This is a genomic window from Duganella sp. Root198D2, assembly GCF_001428585.1.
In the GTDB taxonomy this organism is placed as follows: Bacteria; Pseudomonadota; Gammaproteobacteria; order Burkholderiales; family Burkholderiaceae_D; genus Rugamonas.
The window spans coordinates 77,022-99,809 of the sequence record NZ_LMIC01000008.1; the positions used below are offsets into that span (position 1 = coordinate 77,022).

Sequence of the window (22,788 nt, forward strand, 5' to 3'; positions counted from 1 at the left end):
TGGACTATTGATCAATGACGTACGATCCTATTACCGAAGTAGAAGACGAAGCGCTCATCGTTGACGACGCCGTGATCGCTGATCTTGTCGCATTCCGCAGCGCCCCAAAGCTCGAAGAACTGCCTGGCCTAGGCGCCGAACCTGAACGCGAACTCCTCTCTGACATCCTGAACGCATTGGTCGACAAGCTTATTGTTGGCGTTGGTGAAAACCCGAGCAAGCGCTGGGTGCTTACTCAAATTCAAAGTTCGCTTCGATTAGTCGAAGACGAAGACACTGAAGCCCGAGATCATTTTGGAATGGAAATAGAAGAGATCATGGACATTCTCGGCATCGAAAGTTCAGATGGGCTGCTCAGCTATTATCTTGGCGGGATTTAATACAATTTTTGCGAACCTGGGGAGGGGCAACTGTACAGCCTCCACGCTGCGCCTTCCGGCAGCCAGTTACTTTGAAACTTAGCGATTCCATCTTTCGTACGCATGCGAGTTTTTCTTGACGATGAACGCACTACCCCAGAGGGATGGGTGCGAGTCTATTGGCCCGATGAAGCCATCGAGCTTCTTGAATCTGGAGCCGTGGAAGAATTGAGCTTGGACCACGACCTCGGCGACGACGAACGTGGGACCGGGTACGACGTTGTGCTTTGGATTGAGGAGGCCGTTGCGCTTCGTGGTTTCAAACCACCTAAGATCGCAGTTCATTCCGCCAACTCTTCGGCAAGGGATAAGATGATCGCAGGTATCCTATCTCTCGAACGTCTGGTAGCCAGAACATGAGCCCCATCGCTAATCATAGGTTCCGTTGGACGCCTAAGGGCGCCGCTGAGCAAGCACGTTGTCCCATATGAATAATCTCTTGATGCTCTTCTTTGTAGCCTTCCTTTCAGCGAACGCGCTTGCCCAGAGCTCGGAGCCTCACAACTACAAGCCAGCCGCTGGTTATGTGCCGGACGCCGCAACTGCGGTGGCGTCGCAGTTGCAGAAATCTCCAGAGATGATGCCACCGTTCGTCGCATTAGCCATGGCAAGTAAATAGTCCAACAATTCAGTCAGCAGGACGCGCGCCCCCTGATTGGCGTACGTTGGAAAAAGAAGCATGAATTCCTTGTCACCGCTGCACTAAATTATGCTCTTCGCCATTTGCTATGCGTTTCTATTGTGCACGCATGCCTTATTGAATAAGCGCGACTTCAAACAAAGCCCTGAAAAGCGGGAGCGGTACAATGCACTTCCCCGGTACTACAAATTTTGTTGCTGGTTCGTCGTCATGCCGATGTTTGCGGGGGGAATACTTATACCTTGGCTTTTCATGTTTTCGTTGGTGGGCTTCTTCCTTCTTGAGGCTGCATGCATTAGGTGGTACCGCCGTAGGGGGCTATTCGGATGAGTGCATTCTTGTATGAGGGGCGGTCGAATACCGCTGGCCGCGCGCACGGAATTTGCCAAGAATGCGTTCGCCCTAGAGCCTACATGAAGCTTCTCGCGATTTTCAAATCCTGCAAAATTCTCACCGCCTGTGGCGCCAGCCCAGTTGAATCATGGCACGTCTGATGTGCTATCGGCCAAAGTAGACCGTCATCGACTATTGAGGAACATGTGCCTACATTGAATGACCGGGATATCCAGGCTGTGGTGGATCTAGAGGCTGACCGGCTCCTCCGCTTGAATCCATGTGAACTGATGCAGATTCAATCTCACGACCTCGTTCGCGTCGTTGGCAATAGTGAGATCTGCGTTCATGTGAGTCCGTGTTACGTGCTGTCGGCCTTATAATTCAGCTTCTCGTGCGTCCAGGATAGAAGGGGCCGACAACCTGGAACGTTGTCTGGCCAAATTATAGATAGTAGAGTTCACCCGTATGCTGAGAGCAATGTACCGCTTCGCATACGTCGAATAGCGAGGAATATATTCCTATGTCAGCGGAAGTTTACTGGGTTCGTGATATCGAACCTCTAAGGCTAGCAATCATGCCTCGTCCTCGAGGTGGTGATTGGCTTGAAGATGAAATCGCAGGCTGGAAACGGTCAGGGGTCACCCATGTCGTCAGCCTGCTGCATCGATATGAAATCGAAGAACTGTCCATTTCAAATGAGGCGGCACTTTGCAAGGTTAGCGGGATCGAGTACAAGTCATTGCCGATTCAAGATCGAAGTACGCCCGCTTCTTCAGCGGACTTCTTCGCGCTGGTACACGAGTTGACTTCGCTGGTGCAAAACAATCACGGCGTTGCGGTGCATTGTCGCGCTGGCATTGGTCGTTCCGGCCTCACTGCTGCTTGCGTACTACTGAAGCTTGGAATTCCCGCAGCGGAGGCATTTGCGATTCTGTCGCGAGCTCGCCGCCTGCCGGTCCCTGATACGCAGTCTCAGGTCGAGTGGTTTCATTCGGTCGCTGTCCCTCGGCTTCTGCAGCGAATCTAAGCCAATGCGTAAGCGAATCACCCTGATACGGGAGCCCGGCGGCAGACTATGTCGGCGTTTGCGTCAGCCCTGCGCCAGGCAAATTCGGCTCGCCGAATATGCCTTTGTAGGCCGCGTACACCGAGCATTGAATGATCATTGCGATGACCATCAGGACTGACTGCTGCACTGCTGCGCCAAGTAGTGTTTCGCCGAACAGTATTATCACCATACTCGACAACAGCATCACAATCACTACCCACGACAGGAAGTACAGCAGGAAGGGACGCAAGGCACGCCATACCCCGAAGAAGCTGAAGAAAAGTGCTTTGCCGACGCCCATCTGCTGCCAGAAGATCAGCAGTGCCGCAAACAGCATGGCCATGCTGACTGGCAGGGAAACCAGGAAGACAACCAAAATGGCAAAGTTTACATTGCCATTGGCTGCCACCGCGCTGGCCTTCATCTTCTGCTCCACTAACTGGCGCATGGTATCGAGACCGACAATGCTCGCAAACACGAAGGTGAGCAAGATCAGCACAATCACAAACAGCGTGCCCAATCCAGCAAGGCGCGGAAAGACCGGTTTCTGGAAGATAGGGTGCAGCATTTCCGGCGTCAGTTTCTGCTGGCGGTCAGCTGCTGCGCAGGCTTGCACGAACACGGCTGTGAACACCGGAGCGAGAATCATCGGCAGCAACTGTCCCAGCAGGGGAATAATCCCCATTATCATCCCCGCCACCAGATAGGCCAGCATCAGCAGCATCAGCCCGCCGGGCTGCTTGCGGAAGATGGCGAAGCCTTCGCGGATCCAGGCGATGCCTGCGCTGGCGGGTAAATGACTCATTTAATACAACTCCGGGGCCGGTACGGCAATGCGTGTGCGCAGGATGCGCTCAAAGTGGGTAGGGTCGTGCGGCGTCAGCATTTCGGCGGCGCGCGGCAAATAAAAATCGTACAGTCTCGATATCCAGAAGCGCAATGCTCCGGCGCGCAGCAGGGCAGGCCACAGCGAGTGCTCGGCGGCCGTGAATGGCCGCACGGCGTGGTAGGCGTCCAGCATGGCGCGCACGCGTGCTTCGTCGAGCGCGCCGGTGGCGAGGTCGATGCACCAGTCGTTGACGGTCACGGCGACATCGAACAGCCAGCTATCGCAGCCTGCGAAGTAGAAGTCGAAGAAGCCGGTCAGGCGCTCGCCGTCGAACATCACGTTGTCGCGGAACAGGTCGGCGTGCACCGGGCCGCGCTGCAGCGTGTGGTAGTCGGCGGAAGCATGCAGCGCTTCCTGGAATTTCATCTCGTCGTGCAGCAGGTGGGCTTGTTCCAGCGCCAGGTGCGGCAACACGGCGGCGGTAGCTTCGCGCCACCACGGCAGGCCGCGCAGGTTGGGCTGGTGCAGCGTGAAGTCCTGGCCGGCAAGGTGCATGCGCGCCAGCATGGCGCCAACGGCGGCGCAGTGCACCGGCTGCGGCGCCATTTGCGGCTTGCCTTCGAGCTTGGAGACGATGGCGGCCGGCTTGCCGTGCAGCGGGACGCAGAGTTCTCCCTGGCCGTTGGGCACGGGCGCAGGCACCAGCACGCCGTGTTCGGCGAGGTGGCGCATCAGCTGCAGGTAGAACGGCAGCTGCTCGAACGTCAGGTTTTCAAAAATTGTGAGCACGAACTCGCCGCGCTCGGTAGTCAGGAAAAAATTGCTGTTCTCGATGCCGGACGCGATGCCTTTCAGCGCGACGGCTTTGCCAAGGGGGAATTGCTTGATCCAATGGCCGACATCTTCCAGTGAGACCGGGGTAAAAACTGCCATGAGAAACCAGGTTAAGTGTTCGTACGGGGCGCGCGCTTATTTAGTTGACGCGGCCGGCTGGGCTGGCGGTGGAGGCGGCGGGCCGTCCTCCTTGTCCGCTTCCTCGGCAGAGCGTTTCTTCTTCTTGGCGAGGAGGTCGAACTCCAGCACGGTCCACTGCGGGCCACGGTTGGCCGAGCCGGCTGCATCGCCGGGCAGTGCGCTGCCAGCCGGGGTATTCGGCTTGACGGTATACGTGCTTCCGCCGCTCTTGACCTTGGCTTCGGTCACGCGGCCACCTTCGCGCTTTTCCACAATCCTGGTTTGCGTGCTCGGCTTGGCCGAGACGGTTACCGGATTGTCGACTTCCTCGATGCGTTCCAGTTGCTGCGGCTGGGGCGGGGCAGACTGCGCCACGGCGCCGGTGGCCAGCAGGACGAAGGGAAGGGCAAGCCAGGAAGTTTGGGCGCGCATGATGGGATTTCGTTCAATTTATTGGTTTAACCATTGTATCAAATGCCCTCCTGTCCCGTTGTAAAACTCTGCGATAATGGAATATTGAGATTTACACCACTCTCCCGCTATGCAAAAGACCCTGTTGCTGGTCGATGGTTCCAGCTACCTGTACCGTGCCTTCCACGCCCTGCCTGACCTGCGCAGCGCCGAAGGCCATCCCACCGGCGCCATGCACGGCATGGTCAATATGCTACGCCGCCTGCGCGCCGACTTCCCGGCTGCCTACATCGCTTGCGTGTTCGACGCCAAGGGCAAGACCTTCCGCGACGATATGTATCCCGACTATAAGGCGACCCGCGCGCCGATGCCGGATGACCTGCGCCTGCAGATCGAGCCGATCCATGAGGCGGTGCGCGCCATGGGCTGGCCGATCCTGATGGTAGAAGGGGTGGAGGCCGACGACGTGATCGGCACGCTGTCGGTGCAGGCCGAACAGGCCGGCCTGGACGTGGTGATCTCCACCGGCGACAAGGACCTGGCGCAGCTGGTCACGCCGAAAGTCATGCTGATCAATACCATGACCAATGAAAAGCTGGACGAGGCGGGCGTGCTGGCCAAATTTGGCGTGCCGCCGAACCGCATCATCGATTACCTGACCCTGATCGGCGATACCGTCGACAACGTGCCGGGCGTGGCCAAGTGCGGCCCGAAAACTGCACTGAAATGGCTGCAGGAATACGATAGCCTGGCTGGCATCATGGCAAACGCCGACAAGATCGGTGGCGTAGTGGGCGGCAACCTGCGCTCGGCGCTGGAGTGGCTGCCGAAGGGCCGCGAGCTGATTACCGTGAAGACCGATTGCGACCTGTCGGCGCACATGATGTCGATTTCCGAATCGCTGGGCGCCAAGGATGAAGACCGCGAGCAGCTGGTTGCCTTCTTCACCAAGTACGGCTTCAAGACCCTGCTGCGCGAGCTGTCCGGCCTGACCCCGGCCGCTCCGGCGCCGGGCAGTGCGGCTGCCGCTGCGCCGGCACCGGGCGCCACGGCTGACCTGTTTGCCGCGCCGCCGGCCACCATCAGCTACGAGACCGTGCTGACCGAGGAACAACTGGCAGCGTGGATGGCGCGCATCGATGCCGCCGAGCTGACGGCGATCGATACCGAAACCACGTCGCTGGAGCCGATGCTGGCCGAGATGGTGGGCATCTCGCTGTCCACCGAGCCGGGCATCGCTTGCTATATCCCGCTGGCGCACAGCTACCCGGACGCGCCGCAGCAGCTGCAGCGCGACTGGGTGCTGTCCAAGCTGAAGCCGTGGCTGGAAGACGGGACCAAGCCGAAGCTGGGCCAGAACCTGAAGTACGACGCGCACATCTTCGCCAACCATGGCGTGACCCTGCGCGGCGTCGTGCACGACACCCTGCTGCAATCGTACGTATTCGAATCGCACCGCACCCACGACATGGACAGCCTGGCGCTGCGCCACCTGAACCACAAGACCATCGCATACGAAGAAGTGTGCGGCAAGGGCGCCAGCCAGATCGGTTTCGACCAGGTTGAAATCGGCCGCGCCACTGACTACGCGGCGGAAGATGCCGACATCACGCTGCGCCTGCACCTGGCGATGCATGGCCAGGTCTCGGGCGACGAAGGCCTGACCCGCATCTACAACACGATCGAACTGCCGACCGCGGTCGTGCTGCAAAAGATCGAACGCAACGGCGTGCTGATCGACGCCGGCCTGCTGGCGACCCAGTCCAACGAACTGGGCGCGCGCATCCTGGAACTGGAACAGAAAGCCTATGAACTGGCAGGCCAGCCGTTCAACCTCGGCTCGCCGAAGCAGATCGGCGAGATCTTCTTCACCAAGCTGGAACTGCCGGTGGTGAAAAAGACCCCGAGCGGCGCCCCTTCCACCGACGAGGAAGTGCTGCAAAAGCTGGCCGAAGACTATCCGCTGCCGAAAGTGCTGCTGGAATACCGCGGCATGGCCAAGCTCAAGTCGACTTACACCGACAAGCTGCCGAAGATGATCAACAGGGCCACCGGCCGCGTGCATACCAACTATGCGCAAGCGGTGGCGATCACGGGCCGCCTGGCGTCGAACGATCCGAACCTGCAGAACATCCCGGTGCGCACCGCCGAAGGCCGCCGCATCCGCGAAGCGTTCATCGCTCCGCCGGGCGCCCACATCGTGTCGGCCGACTACTCGCAGATCGAGCTGCGCATCATGGCGCATATCTCGGGTGACGAGGCGATGCTGCGCGCCTTCGCGGAAGGGGAGGACATCCACCGCGCTACCGCCGCCGAAATATTCGGCGTGGCGCCGGCCGACGTGCAGCCGGAGCAGCGCCGCTACGCAAAGGTAATCAATTTCGGCCTGATCTACGGCATGAGCGCCTTTGGCCTGGCAGCCAACCTGGGCATCGACCGCACTGCAGCACAGAACTATATCGACCGCTATTTCGCCCGCTTCTCCGGCGTCAAGCGCTATATGGATGAAACCCGTGCCGAAGCCAAGGCGCAGGGCTTTGTGCAGACCGTGTTCGGCCGCCGCCTGTGGCTGCCGGAGATCAATTCGCCGAACGGCCCGCGCCGCCAGGGTGCCGAGCGCGCGGCGATCAATGCGCCGATGCAGGGTACGGCGGCCGACCTGATCAAGCTGGCCATGATCGCGGTGCAGGACTGGCTCGAGCGCGAAGGCCTGGCAAGCAAGATGATCATGCAGGTGCATGATGAACTGGTGCTGGAAGTGCCGGATGCCGAGCTGGCGCTGGTCAGGGACATGCTGCCGAAGCTGATGTCGGGTGTGGCGGAACTCAAGGTGCCGCTGGTGGCGGAAGTCGGAGTTGGCTGCAATTGGGAAGAGGCTCACTAAAGATGCCTGCTGATCGCCAAAATTTGTCAGCACTGACAAATTTTGGCAGCCGAGCTCGACAAACCTTGTCAACTTACTTGAAATGACAACAATAAAAAAATTGCAAGTGAGCGGCACCGTCTCTGTCGAGCTGGCTTCGCAAGGGCTTGAGTTAGCGAAAAATGCTGCAGGGCGGTAAAATGCCCGGTTTGCACGCGAAGGAAGCACCATCGACCCCGTCCTGACCTCCATCCTGCTGGCCACCACGATCGCCGGCGTTGCCAGTATTACGGCAGCGGCGGTGTTTTCGTTCGCCCTGCTGTCGAAGGTGGTGGAGAAGATGGTCAGCCTGTCGGTCGGCATCATGCTGTCCACTTCGCTGCTGCACGCGCTGCCGGAAGCGTTCGAGTCCGGCACCGACCCGCGCCACCTGTTCGGCGCGCTGCTGGCCGGCCTGCTGGCCTTCTTCCTGCTTGAAAAATTGGCAATCTTGCGCCACTCGCACCACCACGAGCACGACGGCCACCATCACCACCATGGCCACGACAAGGCCGAAGCGGGCCGTGCCGGCTGGATGATCCTGGTGGGCGACGGCATGCACAATTTCACCGACGGCATCCTGATTGCGGCGGCTTTCCTGGCCAACCCTCAGCTGGGCATCGTGACCGGCGTCGCCATCATTGCCCATGAGATCCCGCAGGAAATCGGCGATTTCATCGTACTGCTGAATGCCGGCTTCTCGCGCACGCGCGCCTATGTCTACAACCTGCTGTGCAGCCTGCTGTCCGTGGCTGGCGGCGTGCTCGGCTATTACACGCTGGACAAGGCCACCAACCTGATTCCTTTCGTGCTGGTGTTTGCCTCTTCCGGCTTCATCTACATTGCCGTCAGCGACCTGATGCCACAAATGCAACGCCGCGCCACCATGCGCGAGACCATCCCGCAAGTTTTCTTAATTGCACTTGGTGTTGTAATTGTGCTATTCCTCACTTCCAGTGCGCACGATACGCATTGAACTATTACGCATTGGCATCATTTTTGCTACGCTAAGGGGATAGGAGATTGCCCCATGCACGAAACATCGACCGAACACCACACTGCAGAAGCTCTGATGGCCGCATTCCAGCGCGGCGCCGGAGTGCAACCAAACTGGCAACTGACGCCGGAATTCATGGAAATGCTGGGAAAACTGGTCGGCACCTCGATCAGCGGGGCGCATAGCCTGCTGCTGAATCGCGCTGAGCTCAAGCGCAACATCCACGCCGACGCCACCGTCGTCGTCGTGCGCAACAACAACCCCCTGAAGTTCCTGCCTGACAGCCAGGCTGCCAAGACCCAGATGCTGCGCAAGAAAATGCCTGGCTTCATGGGACCGGTGGAGGCGCTGGAAGATGCCTTCGCCGACCTGACTGCCCACCAGACATGCGTGAAGGCCGGCATGGAAGGCGCCGTCGCGGAAGCGCTGGCGCGGGTATCGCCGCAAGCGGTCGAGGAGAAGCTGAAGCGCGGCGTGGTAGGCACCGTCCTGCCGATCGCGCGCAAGGCGGCCTTGTGGGACAGCTACCGTGCCCAGCACGCGGCCCTGCTCAAGGCAACCGACTCCGATTTCAACGGTACGCTGGGCGATGCTTTCCTGAGCGCTTACGAGCGCCGCCAGGACGAGATGGAATAAGGAGTCAGCCATGGCCGATATGCCCCAGCGCATTGCGCTCAGCGTCGCGGAAGTTACTTCCGTCGGCGGACGTGCATCCAACCAGGATGCTATTGGCCGTGCCGAGCGCGGTGAACTGGTGTGCTTCGTCGTCTCCGACGGAGCGGGCGGTCACGAGGGCGGCGAAGTCGCGGCCCAGACCGTGGTGCAAGCGGTCTTGTCCAACTTCGGCGAGCATCCCGCCTTCAGCGCCGACGCCACGCCGGCCATGGTGGCCGAAGCGGCGATCGCGGTAGCACGCAGCAAAAGACAACGCCCCACGCTGCAGGGCATGAGCGCCACCGTGGCGCTGGCGCTGGTCGACCGTGCAGGCTCCCAGGCCACTTGGGCGCATATGGGCGACACCCGCATCTACCTGTTCCGCCGCGGGCGCCTGCTGCATGCCACGCGCGACCATAGCATGGTGCAACAGATGATTGACGCCGGGCTGGCCGCTGGGGCCGACCCGCGCAGCCATCCCAAGCGCAATGTGCTGTATGCTGCTATTGGCACTGAAAATGAAGTGCTGCCGTCCGTGATGCCGCCAATGGCGCTGCGCGCGGGCGATGCAATCCTGATCTGCACCGACGGCCTGTGGGAATGGGTCGCCGAGCCGCAGATGGAGTTGTTGCTGGCGAAAGCAGGCAGCGCGCAAGAGTGGCTTTCCGCCATCTGCACCCTGGCCGACGAGCGCGCGGGCCTGGTGCATAAGGCGCGCGATAATTTCAGCGCTCAGGCAATTTTTATCGGTGAAGCTCCATGAACAAAGCAGTCGAACTGCCTAACAGCCTGCCAATTGGCACCCGCATCGCGGAATTCGAGATCCGCGAAGTGATCGGGGAAGGCGGATTCGGCATCGTCTACCTCGCCTTCGACCACTCGCTGCAACGCACGGTGGCGGTCAAGGAATACATGCCGTCGGCCCTGGCCGCCCGCGCCACCGACCATACGGTGACGGTGCGCTCCAAGCGCCACGCGGAAGCCTTCGGCGCCGGCTTGCGCAGCTTTATCAACGAAGCGCGCCTGCTGGCCCAATTCGACCACCCGGCGCTGGTCAAGGTGTACCGCTTCTGGGAGTCGCATGGCACTGCTTACATGGCCATGCGCTACTACGAAGGCCGCACCTTCAAGTCGGTGGTGCGCGACAATCCGGAACTGGTGACCGAAGCATGGCTCAAGCGCCTGCTGCAGCCGGTGCTGGGCGCGCTGGAAGCGCTGTACGCGGCCAAGATCCTGCATCGCGACGTCTCGCCGGAAAACATCATGATCCAGCCCGATGGCCAGCCGGTACTGCTCGATTTCGGCGCCGCGCGCCAGATCGTGCAGGACATGGCGCAGTCGCTGACCGTGATCCTGAAGCCGGGCTTTGCACCGGTCGAGCAATACGCCGACGACGAATCGATGCGCCAGGGACCGTGGACCGATATCTATTCGCTGTCTGCCGTGATGTATGCGGCGATCACCGGCAAGGCGCCGCCGGCAGCGGTGGCGCGCATGCTGAACGACCCGATCGAACCGCTGGCGATCAGCGGGCGCGAAGGCTACAGCAACCAGTTCCTGGAAGCGATCGACCGCGGCATGGCCGTGCGTCCGGAAATCCGTCCGCAATCGATCGCCGAATTTTCAGCGCTGCTTGGCCTTGATGCTGCCGCGCCGGCCGCCGCAACGCCTGCCGCCGACAGCGGCAATGCGCCAGCCGCAGCCGACGGCGCCGCCGAGGCCGCGCATGCCGGCGCAGCCGGTGACGCCAGCACTGCGACAGACAATGTACCGCGCCGCAACCGCCCCCGCACGCCTCGCAACGCCGAGAAGGGCGGATCCGCATCGGGCGAAGCCGGCGCCAGTTCGAGCCCGAGCGCAAGCTCGCCGTTTGATTCGGGCAACCGCTCCGGGCGCAACAAGGCCGGCAGCAAATCGGGCAAGCAGGCGGTCCCGGTTGCACGCAGCACGCGCCCATCGAACAACATGATCGCCGGCGGTCTTTGCGTCCTGGCCTTGCTGGTTGGCGGCATCACGTGGTTTGCCGACGGCAGCCCGGTAAAGCCGGCCGCGCCGGAAGTAGCCAGCGCACAGGTGCCGGCAGCAAGCAGCGCAAGCGCTGAAGCGCCTGCCAGTGCAGTCCCGGCCAGCGCGCTGGCTGAGGCCGGCCCCCCTGCCGCAGAGCCGCAGGTTGCCGTTGCCGGCAGCAGCGCCAACGCATCCGCGTCGGCAGGTGCAGTACCGGCGGCCACGCCGGCGGAGCAAGCCGCACCGGGCACCGCCGCCGCGACTGCTGCAGCGCCTGCGCCGACTTCCGGCACGCTCAGCATCGCTGTGCAGCCGTGGGCTACAATTTACGTCGACGGTGTACAGAAAGGCATCACACCGCCTTTGAAAAAACTGACGCTGCCTTTGGGCGAACATGAAGTTCGCCTCGAGAACCCCAACTTCCCAGCATATGTCCAGAAGGTCACTGTGGACGCCAGGAAGCCGGTCACCATCAAGCATGACTTTGGACAATGAAGAATAAGAGTTTCCTGATCGCCGCCGCGCTCTTGCTGGCTGGCTGCGAATCTTTCGGCCCGCTGCATGACAAGCCGGCACACGCTCCTGCCACTGCAAAAGAAGCGGCGCCGCCGCCGGTCAAAAAAGCACTTCCGCCTCCACCGCCAGCGGAGCCGGAAGTGCCGGACGCGCGCAAGGCGCTGGGCGCAGGTATCGAGATGTACAAGGCGGGTAATTTCAACGGCGCCATCAAGCAGCTCTCGGCGCCTGAACTGGCGAATGCCGATAAGCCGCTGCAGCTGGAAGCGATCAAATATACGGCCTTCAGCTACTGCGTCACCAACCGCGCCACCCAGTGCCGCCAGCAATTCGTCAAGGCCTTCAAGCTGGACAAGTCCTTCGACCTGAGCCCGGGCGAAAAGGGCCACCCGCTGTGGACGCCTTCGTTCGAACGCGCCCGCAAGGAAGCTGCAAAAAAAAAGTAACTGCTAATGAACGACGCGCAATGACGGGGTGTGACGCAACAAGTTCATGATCTCGTCATCCCGGAAGCCGTTCTGCTTCAGGAAAATCCAGGCATGAATGCTGCCCGCCTCCACATTGATGCGCATGGCAATCTGGACGATGTCCTGCGTTTCGAATTCCGCGGCCGCCAGCTCTGTTCTGATTTTCATATATTTGCTTTCGCGACAAGTTCGTTATTCCCGACGAACTCTCAAGAATATAGTCACACTTTCTCACGCAAATTTCCAACGAAAAGCGGGCTGGTGCGGCAAGCGCGCCACGTTGTAATACACTTGTCACAATCTTTACTTAGGCTGGCATCATGATTTGGACAATGTTGAACAGTTGGTACGCGCGGCGCCTCATGTCGCGCTCACATCACCACAAAGCCCTCAAGGAGATACCGGCGGGACTTTACAGCTACTGGAAAAGCAGCGCGCCTCTCGAATACCACGGCATCCCGACAGATGCCGTTTTTTTTGCCCGCGCCACGATTGGCCTGCTCGACTTCTTCGACTGTGCCGCGCAGGATGGCAAACCCTGTGCCCTGCCATCCAAAGCCGCCGACTCGGTGTGGCATGCCTGGCTGCGTTTATCCCCGCTCAAGCTCGAAGCATTCTGCCGCAAGCACTTTGGCCGCGTGGTGCCGCATGTGGAAGGCGCCGCAATGGGCGGCAACCTGGATGAAGCGCTGGCGGTCTGCCTGGTGCGGGCGCGCCTGGCCGAATGCCTGAATCCCGAAGGGCCGCGACTGCCGTCGCTGTTCTTGCTGGATAAGAAGTTGAAGATGCCGTCCGGCTTCGGCTACTCGGTCAAGCGCGGCCAGCCCGGCTACAGCCAACTCGATGCACAAGGCCGGTTCGACTCGGACATCCAATGCCCGCCGCAGATGGCGGCGGCCGGCCTGCTGACGGCGGGCCTCATCACGGCCTCCCAGTTCGACGACTTCGAACAGCGCGCGCGGCAGCAGGCTTCCAGCAGCAGCGACAGCAGCAGCGGCAGCAGTTGCGGCTCAGGCTGCGGCAGTTCGGTTGACTGCAGCAGTGATTCCTCCAGTTCCAGTTGCGACAGCGGAGGCAGCAGCTGCGGAAGCAGCTGTGGCAGCAGTTGCGGCGGCGGAGGCGGCGACTGATTGAACGGCTGAGTTCGTGTCACACCATGGGGTCACACCCCAAGTGTGACACGGGCTGAACTGTACTTGGAAATATCAGGCGGGGCCGGTGGCGACGGGGCGGGTGCTGTCGGCGCACCATTCGGACCAGGAGCCGGGATACAGGGCGGCGCCCGGCAGGCCGGCGATTTCCAGGGCGAGCAGGTTGTGGCAGGCGGTGACGCCGGAGCCGCATTGCATGACGGCGCCAACCGGCGCACCCACTACCGGCGTCAGTTCCTGCTTCAGCGCGGCGCCGTCTTTGAAGCGGCCGTCGGCTTGCAGGTTGTCTTTGAAGAAGCGGTTGCGCGCGCCGGGAATGTGGCCGCCCACCGGGTCTATCGTTTCGTTCTCGCCGCGGAAGCGGTCGTTGGCGCGGGCGTCGACTACTTGCAGGCGTTTTACCCCGAGGTTTTCAAGCAGCTCGGCTGCCGACACTGTGCGCACCAGGGCTGCCTTGTCGGCGAGCTTGCCGCGCGGGCGTTCGGCGACCGACGTGACCAAAGGCTGGCCGGCGGCGCTCCATGCGGCCAGGCCGCCGTCCAGCACCGCCGCTGCGCCATGGCCAACCCAGCGCAGCAGCCACCACAGGCGCGCCGCGTACATGCCGCCGTGCGCATCGTAGGCGACAACTTGCGTATCGTCGTTGATGCCCCAGCGGCGCAGGGTTTCCAGCAGCGCGGCGCGGTCCGGCAAGGGGTGGCGGCCACGGAACACGCCATCGCTACCCGTCTTGGGACCCGACAGGTCGGTGTCGATATTGGCGAATTGCGCGTTTTCGATATGACCTTCGGCAAAGGCGTTGCGGCCGAAGTCCGGATTCATCAGGTCGTGGCGGCAATCGAGGATGACCCACTGCGGGTCGGACAGGTGCTGCGAAAGGGTGTTGGCGTCGATCAGGGTAGTGAACATGCGTGGTCCTTATACTTCGCTGGCAATCGGGTCGGTTTCGGAAATGGCCTTGCCACGTTCCGTGCTGCGGGTATTGTAGAACGTCGCGGCCACACCGGACAGCAGGATGATCGCGATGCCCACCCAGCTTAGCCAGCCGAAGCTGTCGCTGAACAGCAGCACGCCCCAGAAGCTGGAGAACACAATCCCGGTGTACTGCAGGTTGGCTACCACCAGCGTCTTGCCGAGGCGGTAGGCGCGCGTCATCGCCACTTGTGCGGCGGTGGCGCACAGGCCAATGCCCAGGATCAGCAGCACGCCGCGTGCGTTGTCCAGCGGGTGCCAGTTCCATCCGCTTTCCAGCAGGTGTCCGCTGAAGCCGGCAAAGAAATTGGTGACGCTGAAAAAGAACACCACGCGCGACTCGGGTTCGCCGGCCAGGCCAAGCTTGCGCACCTGCATATAGGCCATGGCCGACAGCACGGAGGAACCGAGCGCCATCAGGGCGGGGCCGAGCTGGTTGGCGTCGAAGGCCGGTTGCAGCAGGCAGGTGACGCCGACAAAGCTCATGCCGACCGCCAGGATCAGCGGCCATTCGACGCGGTTTTTCCGGTGCCACCAGCCATGGCCGAACAGCCACACGGCGATCCAGATCGGCGCCATGTAATTGAGCGTCATGGCCGTGGCCAGGGGCAGCTTGGCGATGGTGTAGTACCAGATCCAGAGCGAAAGTACGCCGACCGCGCCGCGCCACAAGTGGGCCAGCGGCATGGTGGTCTTGAGGGTGCCGCGCTGCAGGCGCAGCATGGTGAACAGGATGACCATGCCGATCACCCCGCGGTACATCACCATTTCGGAAACGCTGAATTCACCGGACGCCAGTTTCACGCACACCCCCATGGCGGCGAACAGGAAACTGGCAACTAACATCCAGAGTGATTGCATCAGGTGTCCAGTTTGCTCCGGTACCATTCATGGAAGTGCTGCATGCCGTCTTCCATCGGTGATTGATACGGGCCGGCGTCGTTCTCGCCGCGCTCCATCAGGATCTTGCGCCCGGCGTCCATGCGGGCGCCGATTTCATCGTCCTCGACGCAGGTTTCCATATAGGCTGCGCGTTCGGCTTCGATGAATTCGCGCTCGAACAGCACGATTTCTTCCGGATAGTAGAACTCCACCACGTTGCGGGTGCGGTTCGGGCCTTCCGGCCACAGGGTCGAGACCACCAGCACGTGCGGGTACCACTCGACCATGATGTTCGGGTACAGGGTGAGCCAGATCGCGCCGTGCTTCGGCGGCTCGCCGTTGCGGAACTTGAGCAGCTGCTCGTGCCATGCCTGGTAGGTGTCGGAGCCTGACTTCTTCAGGCCGCGGTTCACGCCCACCGTCTGCACGCTGTAGTCCCGGCCGAATTCCCAGCGCAGGTCGTCGCAGGTGACGAAGCTGCCCAGGCCGGGGTGGAACGGCTCGACGTGGTAGTCCTCCAGGTAGACCTCGATGAAGGTCTTCCAGTTGTAGTCGCAGTGGTGCACTTCCACGTGGTCCAGCATGTAGCCGCTGAAATCCAGGTCCTTGGTGACCGACAGGCTCCCCAGCTTTTCCATGACGTCGTAGCCGTTCTGCTCGAACAGCAGGCCGTTCCAGCTTTGCAGCTTGGCCTTCGGCAGGTTCAGGCACGGGGTGTCCGGGAAGTGCGGGGCGCCAATCAGCTCGCCTTTCAGGTCGTAGGTCCAGCGGTGCAGCGGGCAGACGATGGTGTCTGCATTGCCGCGGCCATTGAACATCAGCGCTTGGCGATGGCGGCAGACATTGGACAGCAGTTCGATACCGTTGGCATTGCGAACCAGCATGCGGCCTTCATTTTCAGCCGCCAGCGTGGCAAAGTCGCCGATATTCGGCACCATCAGCTCGTGGCCGACGTAGCGCGGGCCTTTCTTGAACAGTTCCTGCATTTCACGCTGCAGCAGCGTTTCGTCAAAATAGACGGTGACCGGAAGTTGCGCGTTGGAACGCGCCAGCTTGGCGTGGCTACCCAGATCGGACATCCAAACCCCCCTTAATTAAATAATCAAACCAAGAAGAGAAAGATCCGCAAAGACCTGAATTCAGATAATAAAAACGGTATTTCGGACAGAACCGGAGATTATAGCGTGAAACAGGCTATCTTCGCTGAACTATCTGGGGCGGGGCGCGCGACAGTCAATGTGAAAGTAATTGCAACGTTTCCAGCGGATTAGAGGCCGCTTTTTAGACCGGATACAGGAGTTTGTTCTAAAATAGCGGGCTACACTCAAGTTATATGCCATGTCCAAGAAAATGAATGCGCCCGCCACCTTCGAGGAAGCGATGGCCGAACTGGCCCAGCTGGTCAGCCAGATGGAAGCCGGCCAACTGCCGCTGGAAGCTTCGGTGGCAGCCTATGCCCGCGGCTCCGAGCTGGTGAAATTCTGTGCCGGACAGCTCGACAAAGTCGAAGCCCAGGTCAAGGTGCTGGAAGGCGATATGCTCAAGCCATTCGCCGAAGGCGAGGAGGCCGTCCAATGACCGCATCGTTCCAGGACTGGATGAAGACCATCCAGGCCGGCATGGAGCAGGACCTGGCGTCCTACCTGCCTGCCGACGATATCGTTCCGGCCAAGCTGCACGCGGCCATGCGCTACGCCGTACTCGATGGCGGCAAACGGGTGCGCCCGCTGCTGGTGTATGCCGCCGGCGCCCTGTACGGCGCCGATGCGCAGGCCCTGAGCCGCGCGGCCGCCGCCTTGGAAATGATCCACGCCTATTCGCTGGTGCACGACGACATGCCCTGCATGGACGACGATGCGCTGCGCCGCGGCAAGCCGACGGTGCACGTGGCCTATGACGAAGCCACCGCGCTGCTGGTGGGCGATGCGCTGCAGGCGCAAGCCTTCGGCGTGCTGGCCGGCGTCGATTCGGTGCCGCCGCAACGCCTGGTCGGCATGCTGCGCCTGTTGGCCGATGCCGCCGGTTCGGCCGGCATGTGCGGCGGCCAGGCGATCGACCTCGATAGCGTGGGCATCAGCCTGACGCTGGAACAGCTGGAGCGCATGCACCAGCTGAAGACCGGGGCGCTGCTGCGCGCTTCCGTCGTGCTGGGTGCGATGGCGGGCAAGGATTTGACGGAAGCCGAACTGAAGGCGCTGCACGATTATTCGCGCGCCATCGGCCTCGCCTTCCAGGTGGTCGACGATGTGCTCGACGCGACGGCCGATTCAGCCACGCTGGGCAAGACGGCGGGCAAGGATGCGGCGGACAACAAGCCGACTTATGTATCCATCCTGGGCCTGGAGCCATCGATCGCCCTGGCGGAAAAATTGCGGCAGGATGCGCACGCTGCGCTGGCGCCGTTCGGAGAACAAGCTCTGCGCCTGCGTGAACTCGCAGACCTGATCGTGCAGAGGAAAGCTTAAACATGAAACTGCTTGAAACCATCAATAACCCGGCCGACCTGCGCAAGCTGGGCCGCCACCAGCTCACGCCACTGGCCGAAGAGCTGCGCAGCTTCCTGCTCGATTCCGTGTCCAAGACCGGCGGCCACCTGTCGTCCAACCTTGGCACGGTGGAGCTGACCGTTGCGCTGCACTATGTGTTCAACACGCCGCAAGACCGCATCGTGTGGGACGTGGGCCACCAGACCTACTCGCACAAGATCCTGACGGGCCGCCGCGACCAGTTCCATACGCTGCGCCAGCTGAACGGCATTTCCGGCTTCCCGCGCCGCGTGGAGTCGGAGTACGACACCTTCGGTACCGCGCATTCCTCGACCTCGATTTCCGCCGCGCTGGGCATGGCGCTGGGCGCCAAGATCAAGGGCGAGCACCGCCACGCTATCGCCGTGATCGGCGACGGCTCGATGACCGCCGGCATGGCGTTTGAAGCGCTGAACAACGCCGGCGTGGAAAAGGACTGCAACCTGCTGGTGATCCTGAACGACAACGACATGTCGATCTCGCCGCCGGTCGGTGCGCTGAACCGCTACCTGGCGCGCCTGATGTCGGGCCAGTTCTACGCCGCCGCCAAGAACGTCGGCAAATCGGTGCTGCCAGGCCCGTTGCTGGAAGTGGCCAAGCGCCTGGAAGAACATGCAAAAGGCATGGTGGTTCCGGCCACCATGTTCGAAGAACTGGGCTTCAACTACATCGGCCCGATCGACGGCCATGACCTCGATTCGCTGATCCCGACGCTGCAGAACATCAAGCAGCTCAAGGGCCCGCAATTCCTGCATGTGGTGACCCGCAAGGGCCAGGGCTACAAGCTGGCCGAGGCCGAACCTATCCTGTACCACGGCACCGGCAAGTTCAATCCTGCCGAAGGCATCAAGCCCGCCCTGGCGCCTTCCAAGAAGACCTATACCGAAGTATTCGGCGACTGGCTGTGCGACATGGCCAAGGCCGACAAGCGCCTGGTCGGCATTACGCCGGCCATGCGCGAAGGCTCGGGCATGGTGCGCTTCGATAAAGAGTATCCGGACCGCTACTTCGATGTCGGTATCGCCGAGCAGCACGCGGTAACCTTCGGCGCCGGCCTGGCTTGCGAAGGCCTGAAGCCGGTCGTGGCGATCTACTCGACCTTCCTGCAGCGCGGCTACGACCAGTTGATCCACGACGTGGCGCTGCAAGACCTGGACGTGACCTTTGCGCTGGACCGCGCAGGCCTGGTGGGCGCCGACGGCGCTACCCACGCCGGCAACTACGACCTGGCCTACCTGCGCTGCATCCCGAACATGGTGGTGATGGCGCCGTCCGACGAGAACGAATGCCGCCAGATGCTCTCGACCGCTTACCACTACCCCGGTCCTGCGGCGGTGCGCTATCCGCGCGGCGCCGGCATCGGCGCGGCCATTGCGCAGGAACTGACCACGCTGCCGATCGGCAAAGGCGAAATCCGCCGCAAGGGCCAGAAGATCGCTATCCTGGCCTTCGGTTCGATGGTGGCGCCGGCGATGGGCGCGGCCGACCTGCTGAACGCCACCGTGGCCAATATGCGCTACGTGAAGCCGCTCGACGTGGAACTGGTCAAGCAGCTCGCTGCCGACCACGATTTCCTGGTGACGGTGGAGGAGGGCTGCATCATGGGCGGCGCCGGCGCTGCCGTTGCCGAAGCCATGGCCGCCGCAGGCATCACCAAGCCGATCCAGATGCTCGGCCTGCCGGACAAGTTCATCGACCACGGCGACCCGGCCAAGCTGCTGGCGCTGGTGGGCCTGGATGCCGCCGGCATCGCGGCCTCGATCAAGGCGCGCTTCGGCGACGAACCACGCCTGGTGGTCAACAACGGTTGATCGGATATGCCCCACAAGGAACGGCGCTGCGGCGCCGTTTTTTTTGCCTAGCATGTTAATAGTGTTGCAATATTGTTGCGCTGTACATGTTTTTGCTTGAACAACATAGTTGCTTCCGCTAACGTGGCTGCTGCAAATGATGAATATTTGCGCAATCAAACAATTAACGGAGGAAGACGATGTTCAAGAAGATTGGTCTGTTCCTGTTTGCTGTAGGCGTTGCAGCAGCTGCCTATGCCGGTTCCCCTGAATGCTACGCGGCTTGCGATGCCGAACTCGATGCTTGCCAGGAGGCGGGCGGGCATTGGTACAACTGCCGCGCCGATTTCTTCGCCTGCAACAAGGCATGCGACGCCGAATAAGCGATTGAGCCTTAGCCGCCACCGTCACCAACATCTGCGAAGACATCGATGATCAAGCATTTGAAGACCCTGGGCATGTATGCCCTGATCCTGGCAGCCGGCCTTGCGGTCGGCGTGGCGGTGGCAAAAGTACCCGCCCTGTTCAAGAAGGACTTTGTGCAGGGCGACTACTCCGCCTACCTGACGCAGCATAAGGCGCAGGTAGTGTTGTACGGTACGGAGACCTGTCCCTATTGCGCCAAAGCGCGTGCCTACTTCAAGGAGAACGGTATTGCCTACGCCGACCTGGATGTCGGCAAGCCGGGCGAGTCGCGCGAGGAGTTCAAAAAACTCGGCGGGAAAAACGTTCCCCTGCTGCTGATAGGCGAGCGCCGTATAGACGGCTTTAATGTCGCCGTTATCCATGCGGCATTGAAGGCCGACGGGCGTGCTATGCTGGGCCGGTGATCTTCCCCCACGGAGGCAGTCGTGAAAGCCGCAAGCCTTGCCGTTATCCTGCTGGCCGTGTGCGCCGCAGCCTTTGCCGGGCAGCCCCCGCCCCCATCGATCAAGTTGCCCACGATGGAGGACGCGCCGGCTGAGGCGCCAGCCAAAACCAGGTCCTCCACAACGCAGCAGAAACGCGCCGCCACCACGCTGCCTGCCCGCATGCCGTACATCGTCATGTATGCCACGGCCACCTGTCCCTATTGCGCCAAGGCGCGGGCGCATATGGCCGCGCGCGGCATTCCTTATGAAGAGCGGGATGCCGGTGATTCGCAGGAGTTCGGGCAGCTCGGCGGACGCGGTGTGCCGTTGTTCGTCATCGGTTCTGAAGTGCTGCATGGTTTCAATCCTGCAGCGCTGGATGCCGCTATCCGGCGCGCTGCGCCTTGATTTCTTGCGCTATCTCTCGCTCGCGTTGCTGGCAGTGTTCACCCCTGCGCTTGCGCAAGTGCCCGATTCCGGTCGTTGGCAGGAACTGCGCTTTGCTGCGGAGGAAGTGGGGCAGCGCGCGGAAGACCGGTATATTGAGCAGACGGTGTCGCTTGCCGCGGCTGGCCGGCTTGACCGTGACAAGGTCTTGCTGCTGCGCGTGAGGCGCGTCGCGCAGGGGCTGGTGCACGCGGCAAGTGCGCTCAAGCCGGCTGCTGCGGAATGGCCGTGGGAAGTCCACGTGACCGACGATCCTGCAGTCGAAGCGGAAAGCCAGCCTGGCGGCAAGCTGCTGGTGGGCAGCCTGTTTATTGAAAGCCTGCGGCTGGATGATGGCGAACTGGCGATCCTGCTGGCGCATGAAATCGCGCACGTGGTTGCGGAGCATGGGCGCGAGACCTTGTCGGAGGCGCTGCTCGACAGCCGGCGCGACTTGCCGCTGGAGGTGGTAGAGGAGCGGCTGGCCTCCGACATCCCCTTGCAATTTCGCCTGTCGAAGCTGTCCGCGATCCAGGAGCGGGAAGCCGACCAACTCGGCATGTTGATCGCCTATCGCGCCGGCTGGCCTCGCTCAGCCATGCTGTCCTTCTACAGCAAGCTTGCCGCCGATTCCAGCGGCCCCGCGCTGCTGGTCAGCCACCCCAGCGGGGCCACTCGCCTCAGCCTTGCCAAAGGCATGTCGCGCCTACTTGGCGACTAGTGCCGCGGCGCGCGCCATTTCCGCGTAGCCGGCGTCGCTTGGGTGCAGGTGGTCGCCGGAGTCGAAGCCGGCGCGCAGGCGAGTCGGGTGCGCAGGATCGCGCAGCAGCTGGTCGAAATCGATGGTTGCGTCGAACTCGCCGCTGTGGCGGATCCAGTCGTTGACTTCGTGCCGTACCTTGTCTTTGGCTGGCGAATAATGGCCCGAGTAGGGCGTGCCGTGCAGGGCGCCTTCGAATGGCAGCAGGGTGCCGCCGACGATACGGACCTGGCGTGCACGCGCGGCGCTGATCAGCTTGCGGTAACCGGCAATCATGGCGCTGGCCGTGGCTGGCGCTTCCTGCGGCGCGAAGGCGCTGCCGGGCCAGCCGATGTCGTTGATGCCCAGCAGGACGATCACCGTGCCGACGCCCGGCTGCGCCAGCACATCGTGCTCGAAGCGCGCCGCCGCCTTTTCACCCATTCCATCGGACAGCAGGCGGGCGCCGGAAATGCCGGCATTGGCCACGGCGACGCCGTCGGCGCGCGCGGCCAACTGGTCGGGCCAGCGCAGGTCGAGGTCCGGCGTCGAGCCGTTGCCGTCCGTGATCGAATCGCCGAAGGCGACGACGGCAAGGCGCGCGGGGCCTGCGACCTGCACGGCGCTGAGGAAGGTGCGGCCTGTCATGGCTTGTGCAGCCGGCAATGCGGTGGCGGCGGCCAGGTTGCCGGGGGCGACAAACGCTGTCTGCTGCGCACCCCAATGGAAGGTCGCCAGCGCGGTGCGCTGGGGCAGCCAGGTCGATATCGACAGGCGCTGGCGGGCGGCTATCGGCAGGGATGCCGCGTCACTGGTGGCCGTCTGCCCCGGCGCGATCGTCACGCCGCGCTGGCCGCCGAAGGTCAGTTGCACCCCTGAGCCATCCTGCTGCGACGAGGCGGCGCGCGACGCTTCGCCGCGTGTCGCTGCCAGCCGAGCCTCGCCGATCACGAGCGGCGCAGCGCCATAGCGGTTGGAGTAGGTGATGCGAACCTGCTCGCCGCCGACGCTGGTGCGCACGACTTCGCGCACCGTCTGGGCCTCCAGCGCGGGTGGCAGCATGGTGGGCAAGGCGAATTCGGCGCCCCAGGCTGGCATTGGCGCGGCATACCAGGTGGTGCGCCATTCGGCTGCGTGGACGGCGGTGGCAGCCAGCATTGCGGCCAGGGAAGCGGTCAGGCGTTTCATGAGGATTCTCCAGTTGATTGGGGTGGAGACATCCTCGTTTATTCTGAATGCGACTGGTAGCCTGGAAAATGGACTATAGTTAAG

26 protein-coding genes are annotated in these 22,788 nt (G+C 62.0%); 18 read left to right on the top strand and 8 right to left on the bottom strand.

Annotated features, from left to right (window positions below):
* Positions 1-14: 14 nt before the first annotated feature.
* The 4 genes from ASE26_RS10075 (at position 15) to ASE26_RS29805 (ending at position 2,422) form a co-directional block, all read left to right on the top strand.
* Positions 15-380, top strand: coding sequence for a DUF4844 domain-containing protein (locus ASE26_RS10075; protein ID WP_057246156.1), 366 nt, complete (start codon positions 15-17; stop codon positions 378-380).
* A 102-nt stretch (positions 381-482) separates the two neighbouring features.
* Entirely contained in the window at positions 483-779 is a 297-nt protein-coding gene (locus ASE26_RS31465; RefSeq protein WP_057262022.1) for a cyclic-phosphate processing receiver domain-containing protein, read from the top strand.
* A gap of 67 nt (positions 780-846) precedes the next feature.
* The gene (locus ASE26_RS10085) at positions 847-1,038 is read left to right on the top strand and encodes a hypothetical protein (protein ID WP_055932389.1); all 192 of its coding nucleotides are present in this window, start codon (positions 847-849) and stop codon (positions 1,036-1,038) included.
* Positions 1,039-1,915: 877 nt separating this feature from the next.
* Positions 1,916-2,422, top strand: coding sequence for a dual specificity protein phosphatase family protein (locus ASE26_RS29805; protein WP_082507377.1), 507 nt, complete (start codon positions 1,916-1,918; stop codon positions 2,420-2,422).
* Between the two features lie 46 nt (positions 2,423-2,468).
* On the opposite strand, the gene ASE26_RS10095 is transcribed toward ASE26_RS29805, so the two are convergent.
* From ASE26_RS10095 to ASE26_RS10105, 3 genes are read right to left on the bottom strand one after another with little or no spacing between them, the layout of a single operon-like run.
* Positions 2,469-3,248, bottom strand: a complete 780-nt coding sequence (locus tag ASE26_RS10095; RefSeq protein ID WP_057246161.1) for a BPSS1780 family membrane protein — start codon at positions 3,246-3,248, stop codon at positions 2,469-2,471.
* A complete protein-coding gene (locus ASE26_RS10100) occupies positions 3,249-4,205 on the bottom strand; it encodes a homoserine kinase (RefSeq protein WP_055932395.1) in 957 nt (318 codons plus the stop codon).
* Between the two features lie 36 nt (positions 4,206-4,241).
* The gene (locus tag ASE26_RS10105) at positions 4,242-4,658 is read right to left on the bottom strand and encodes a hypothetical protein (RefSeq protein ID WP_055932398.1); all 417 of its coding nucleotides are present in this window, start codon (positions 4,656-4,658) and stop codon (positions 4,242-4,244) included.
* Positions 4,659-4,767: 109 nt separating this feature from the next.
* On the opposite strand from ASE26_RS10105, the gene polA reads away from it, so the two are divergent.
* From polA to ASE26_RS10135, 6 genes are all read left to right on the top strand, one after another.
* The gene (gene polA, locus ASE26_RS10110; protein WP_055932401.1) at positions 4,768-7,521 is read left to right on the top strand and encodes a DNA polymerase I; all 2,754 of its coding nucleotides are present in this window, start codon (positions 4,768-4,770) and stop codon (positions 7,519-7,521) included.
* Positions 7,522-7,801: 280 nt separating this feature from the next.
* Positions 7,802-8,515: a ZIP family metal transporter gene (locus ASE26_RS10115; protein ID WP_055932405.1), complete on the top strand. Its 714-nt coding sequence runs from the start codon at positions 7,802-7,804 to the stop codon at positions 8,513-8,515.
* Between the two features lie 54 nt (positions 8,516-8,569).
* Complete coding sequence (tagH, locus tag ASE26_RS10120; protein WP_055932409.1) at positions 8,570-9,172, top strand: type VI secretion system-associated FHA domain protein TagH; 603 nt, start codon at positions 8,570-8,572, stop codon at positions 9,170-9,172.
* A gap of 10 nt (positions 9,173-9,182) precedes the next feature.
* Entirely contained in the window at positions 9,183-9,953 is a 771-nt protein-coding gene (locus ASE26_RS10125; protein ID WP_055932411.1) for a PP2C family serine/threonine-protein phosphatase, read from the top strand.
* Positions 9,950-11,692 carry a serine/threonine-protein kinase gene (locus ASE26_RS10130; protein WP_055932413.1) on the top strand — a complete coding sequence of 581 codons (1,743 nt, stop codon included), beginning with the start codon at positions 9,950-9,952 and terminating at the stop codon, positions 11,690-11,692. Before ASE26_RS10125 ends, ASE26_RS10130 begins: the two co-directional genes overlap by 4 nt.
* The gene (locus ASE26_RS10135; RefSeq protein ID WP_055932417.1) at positions 11,689-12,159 is read left to right on the top strand and encodes a TssQ family T6SS-associated lipoprotein; all 471 of its coding nucleotides are present in this window, start codon (positions 11,689-11,691) and stop codon (positions 12,157-12,159) included. The genes ASE26_RS10130 and ASE26_RS10135 overlap by 4 nt, the downstream gene beginning before the upstream one ends.
* Positions 12,160-12,162: 3 nt before the next feature.
* Here ASE26_RS10135 and ASE26_RS10140 read toward each other — a convergent pair whose 3' ends face one another.
* Positions 12,163-12,348 (bottom strand): hypothetical protein, encoded by a 186-nt coding sequence (locus tag ASE26_RS10140; protein WP_055932420.1) that lies wholly within the window; start codon positions 12,346-12,348, stop codon positions 12,163-12,165.
* A gap of 194 nt (positions 12,349-12,542) precedes the next feature.
* On the opposite strand from ASE26_RS10140, the gene ASE26_RS10145 reads away from it, so the two are divergent.
* Complete coding sequence (locus ASE26_RS10145) at positions 12,543-13,310, top strand: hypothetical protein (RefSeq protein ID WP_055932423.1); 768 nt, start codon at positions 12,543-12,545, stop codon at positions 13,308-13,310.
* Between the two features lie 75 nt (positions 13,311-13,385).
* Here the strand turns inward: ASE26_RS10145 and ASE26_RS10150 are convergent, their stop codons facing one another.
* From ASE26_RS10150 to ASE26_RS10160, 3 genes are read right to left on the bottom strand one after another with little or no spacing between them, the layout of a single operon-like run.
* A complete protein-coding gene (locus tag ASE26_RS10150; RefSeq protein ID WP_055932426.1) occupies positions 13,386-14,240 on the bottom strand; it encodes a sulfurtransferase in 855 nt (284 codons plus the stop codon).
* A 9-nt stretch (positions 14,241-14,249) separates the two neighbouring features.
* Complete coding sequence (locus ASE26_RS10155; RefSeq protein ID WP_055932430.1) at positions 14,250-15,164, bottom strand: DMT family transporter; 915 nt, start codon at positions 15,162-15,164, stop codon at positions 14,250-14,252.
* Positions 15,164-16,264: an aromatic ring-hydroxylating dioxygenase subunit alpha gene (locus tag ASE26_RS10160; RefSeq protein ID WP_055932433.1), complete on the bottom strand. Its 1,101-nt coding sequence runs from the start codon at positions 16,262-16,264 to the stop codon at positions 15,164-15,166. The genes ASE26_RS10155 and ASE26_RS10160 overlap by 1 nt, the downstream gene beginning before the upstream one ends.
* A gap of 259 nt (positions 16,265-16,523) precedes the next feature.
* Between ASE26_RS10160 and ASE26_RS10165 the strand changes: the two genes are divergently transcribed.
* The 7 genes from ASE26_RS10165 (at position 16,524) to ASE26_RS10195 (ending at position 21,498) form a co-directional block, all read left to right on the top strand.
* Positions 16,524-16,763, top strand: coding sequence for an exodeoxyribonuclease VII small subunit (locus ASE26_RS10165; RefSeq protein WP_055932435.1), 240 nt, complete (start codon positions 16,524-16,526; stop codon positions 16,761-16,763).
* On the top strand, positions 16,760-17,650 hold the full coding sequence (locus ASE26_RS10170) for a polyprenyl synthetase family protein (protein WP_057246162.1): 891 nt from the start codon (positions 16,760-16,762) through the stop codon (positions 17,648-17,650). The genes ASE26_RS10165 and ASE26_RS10170 overlap by 4 nt, the downstream gene beginning before the upstream one ends.
* A gap of 2 nt (positions 17,651-17,652) precedes the next feature.
* Positions 17,653-19,521 (top strand): 1-deoxy-D-xylulose-5-phosphate synthase, encoded by a 1,869-nt coding sequence (gene dxs / locus ASE26_RS10175; RefSeq protein WP_057246165.1) that lies wholly within the window; start codon positions 17,653-17,655, stop codon positions 19,519-19,521.
* Positions 19,522-19,700: 179 nt separating this feature from the next.
* On the top strand, positions 19,701-19,883 hold the full coding sequence (locus ASE26_RS10180) for a hypothetical protein (RefSeq protein WP_055932443.1): 183 nt from the start codon (positions 19,701-19,703) through the stop codon (positions 19,881-19,883).
* A 48-nt stretch (positions 19,884-19,931) separates the two neighbouring features.
* Entirely contained in the window at positions 19,932-20,330 is a 399-nt protein-coding gene (locus tag ASE26_RS10185) for a glutaredoxin domain-containing protein (RefSeq protein ID WP_229207175.1), read from the top strand.
* Positions 20,331-20,351: 21 nt separating this feature from the next.
* Positions 20,352-20,759 carry a glutaredoxin family protein gene (locus ASE26_RS10190; RefSeq protein ID WP_055932446.1) on the top strand — a complete coding sequence of 136 codons (408 nt, stop codon included), beginning with the start codon at positions 20,352-20,354 and terminating at the stop codon, positions 20,757-20,759.
* Positions 20,707-21,498 carry a M48 family metalloprotease gene (locus tag ASE26_RS10195; protein ID WP_229207176.1) on the top strand — a complete coding sequence of 264 codons (792 nt, stop codon included), beginning with the start codon at positions 20,707-20,709 and terminating at the stop codon, positions 21,496-21,498. Before ASE26_RS10190 ends, ASE26_RS10195 begins: the two co-directional genes overlap by 53 nt.
* Here the strand turns inward: ASE26_RS10195 and ASE26_RS10200 are convergent.
* The gene (locus tag ASE26_RS10200; protein ID WP_055932449.1) at positions 21,484-22,704 is read right to left on the bottom strand and encodes an SGNH/GDSL hydrolase family protein; all 1,221 of its coding nucleotides are present in this window, start codon (positions 22,702-22,704) and stop codon (positions 21,484-21,486) included. The two genes, ASE26_RS10195 and ASE26_RS10200, sit on opposite strands and share 15 nt — an antisense overlap.
* Between the last annotated feature and the right edge of the window lie 84 nt (positions 22,705-22,788).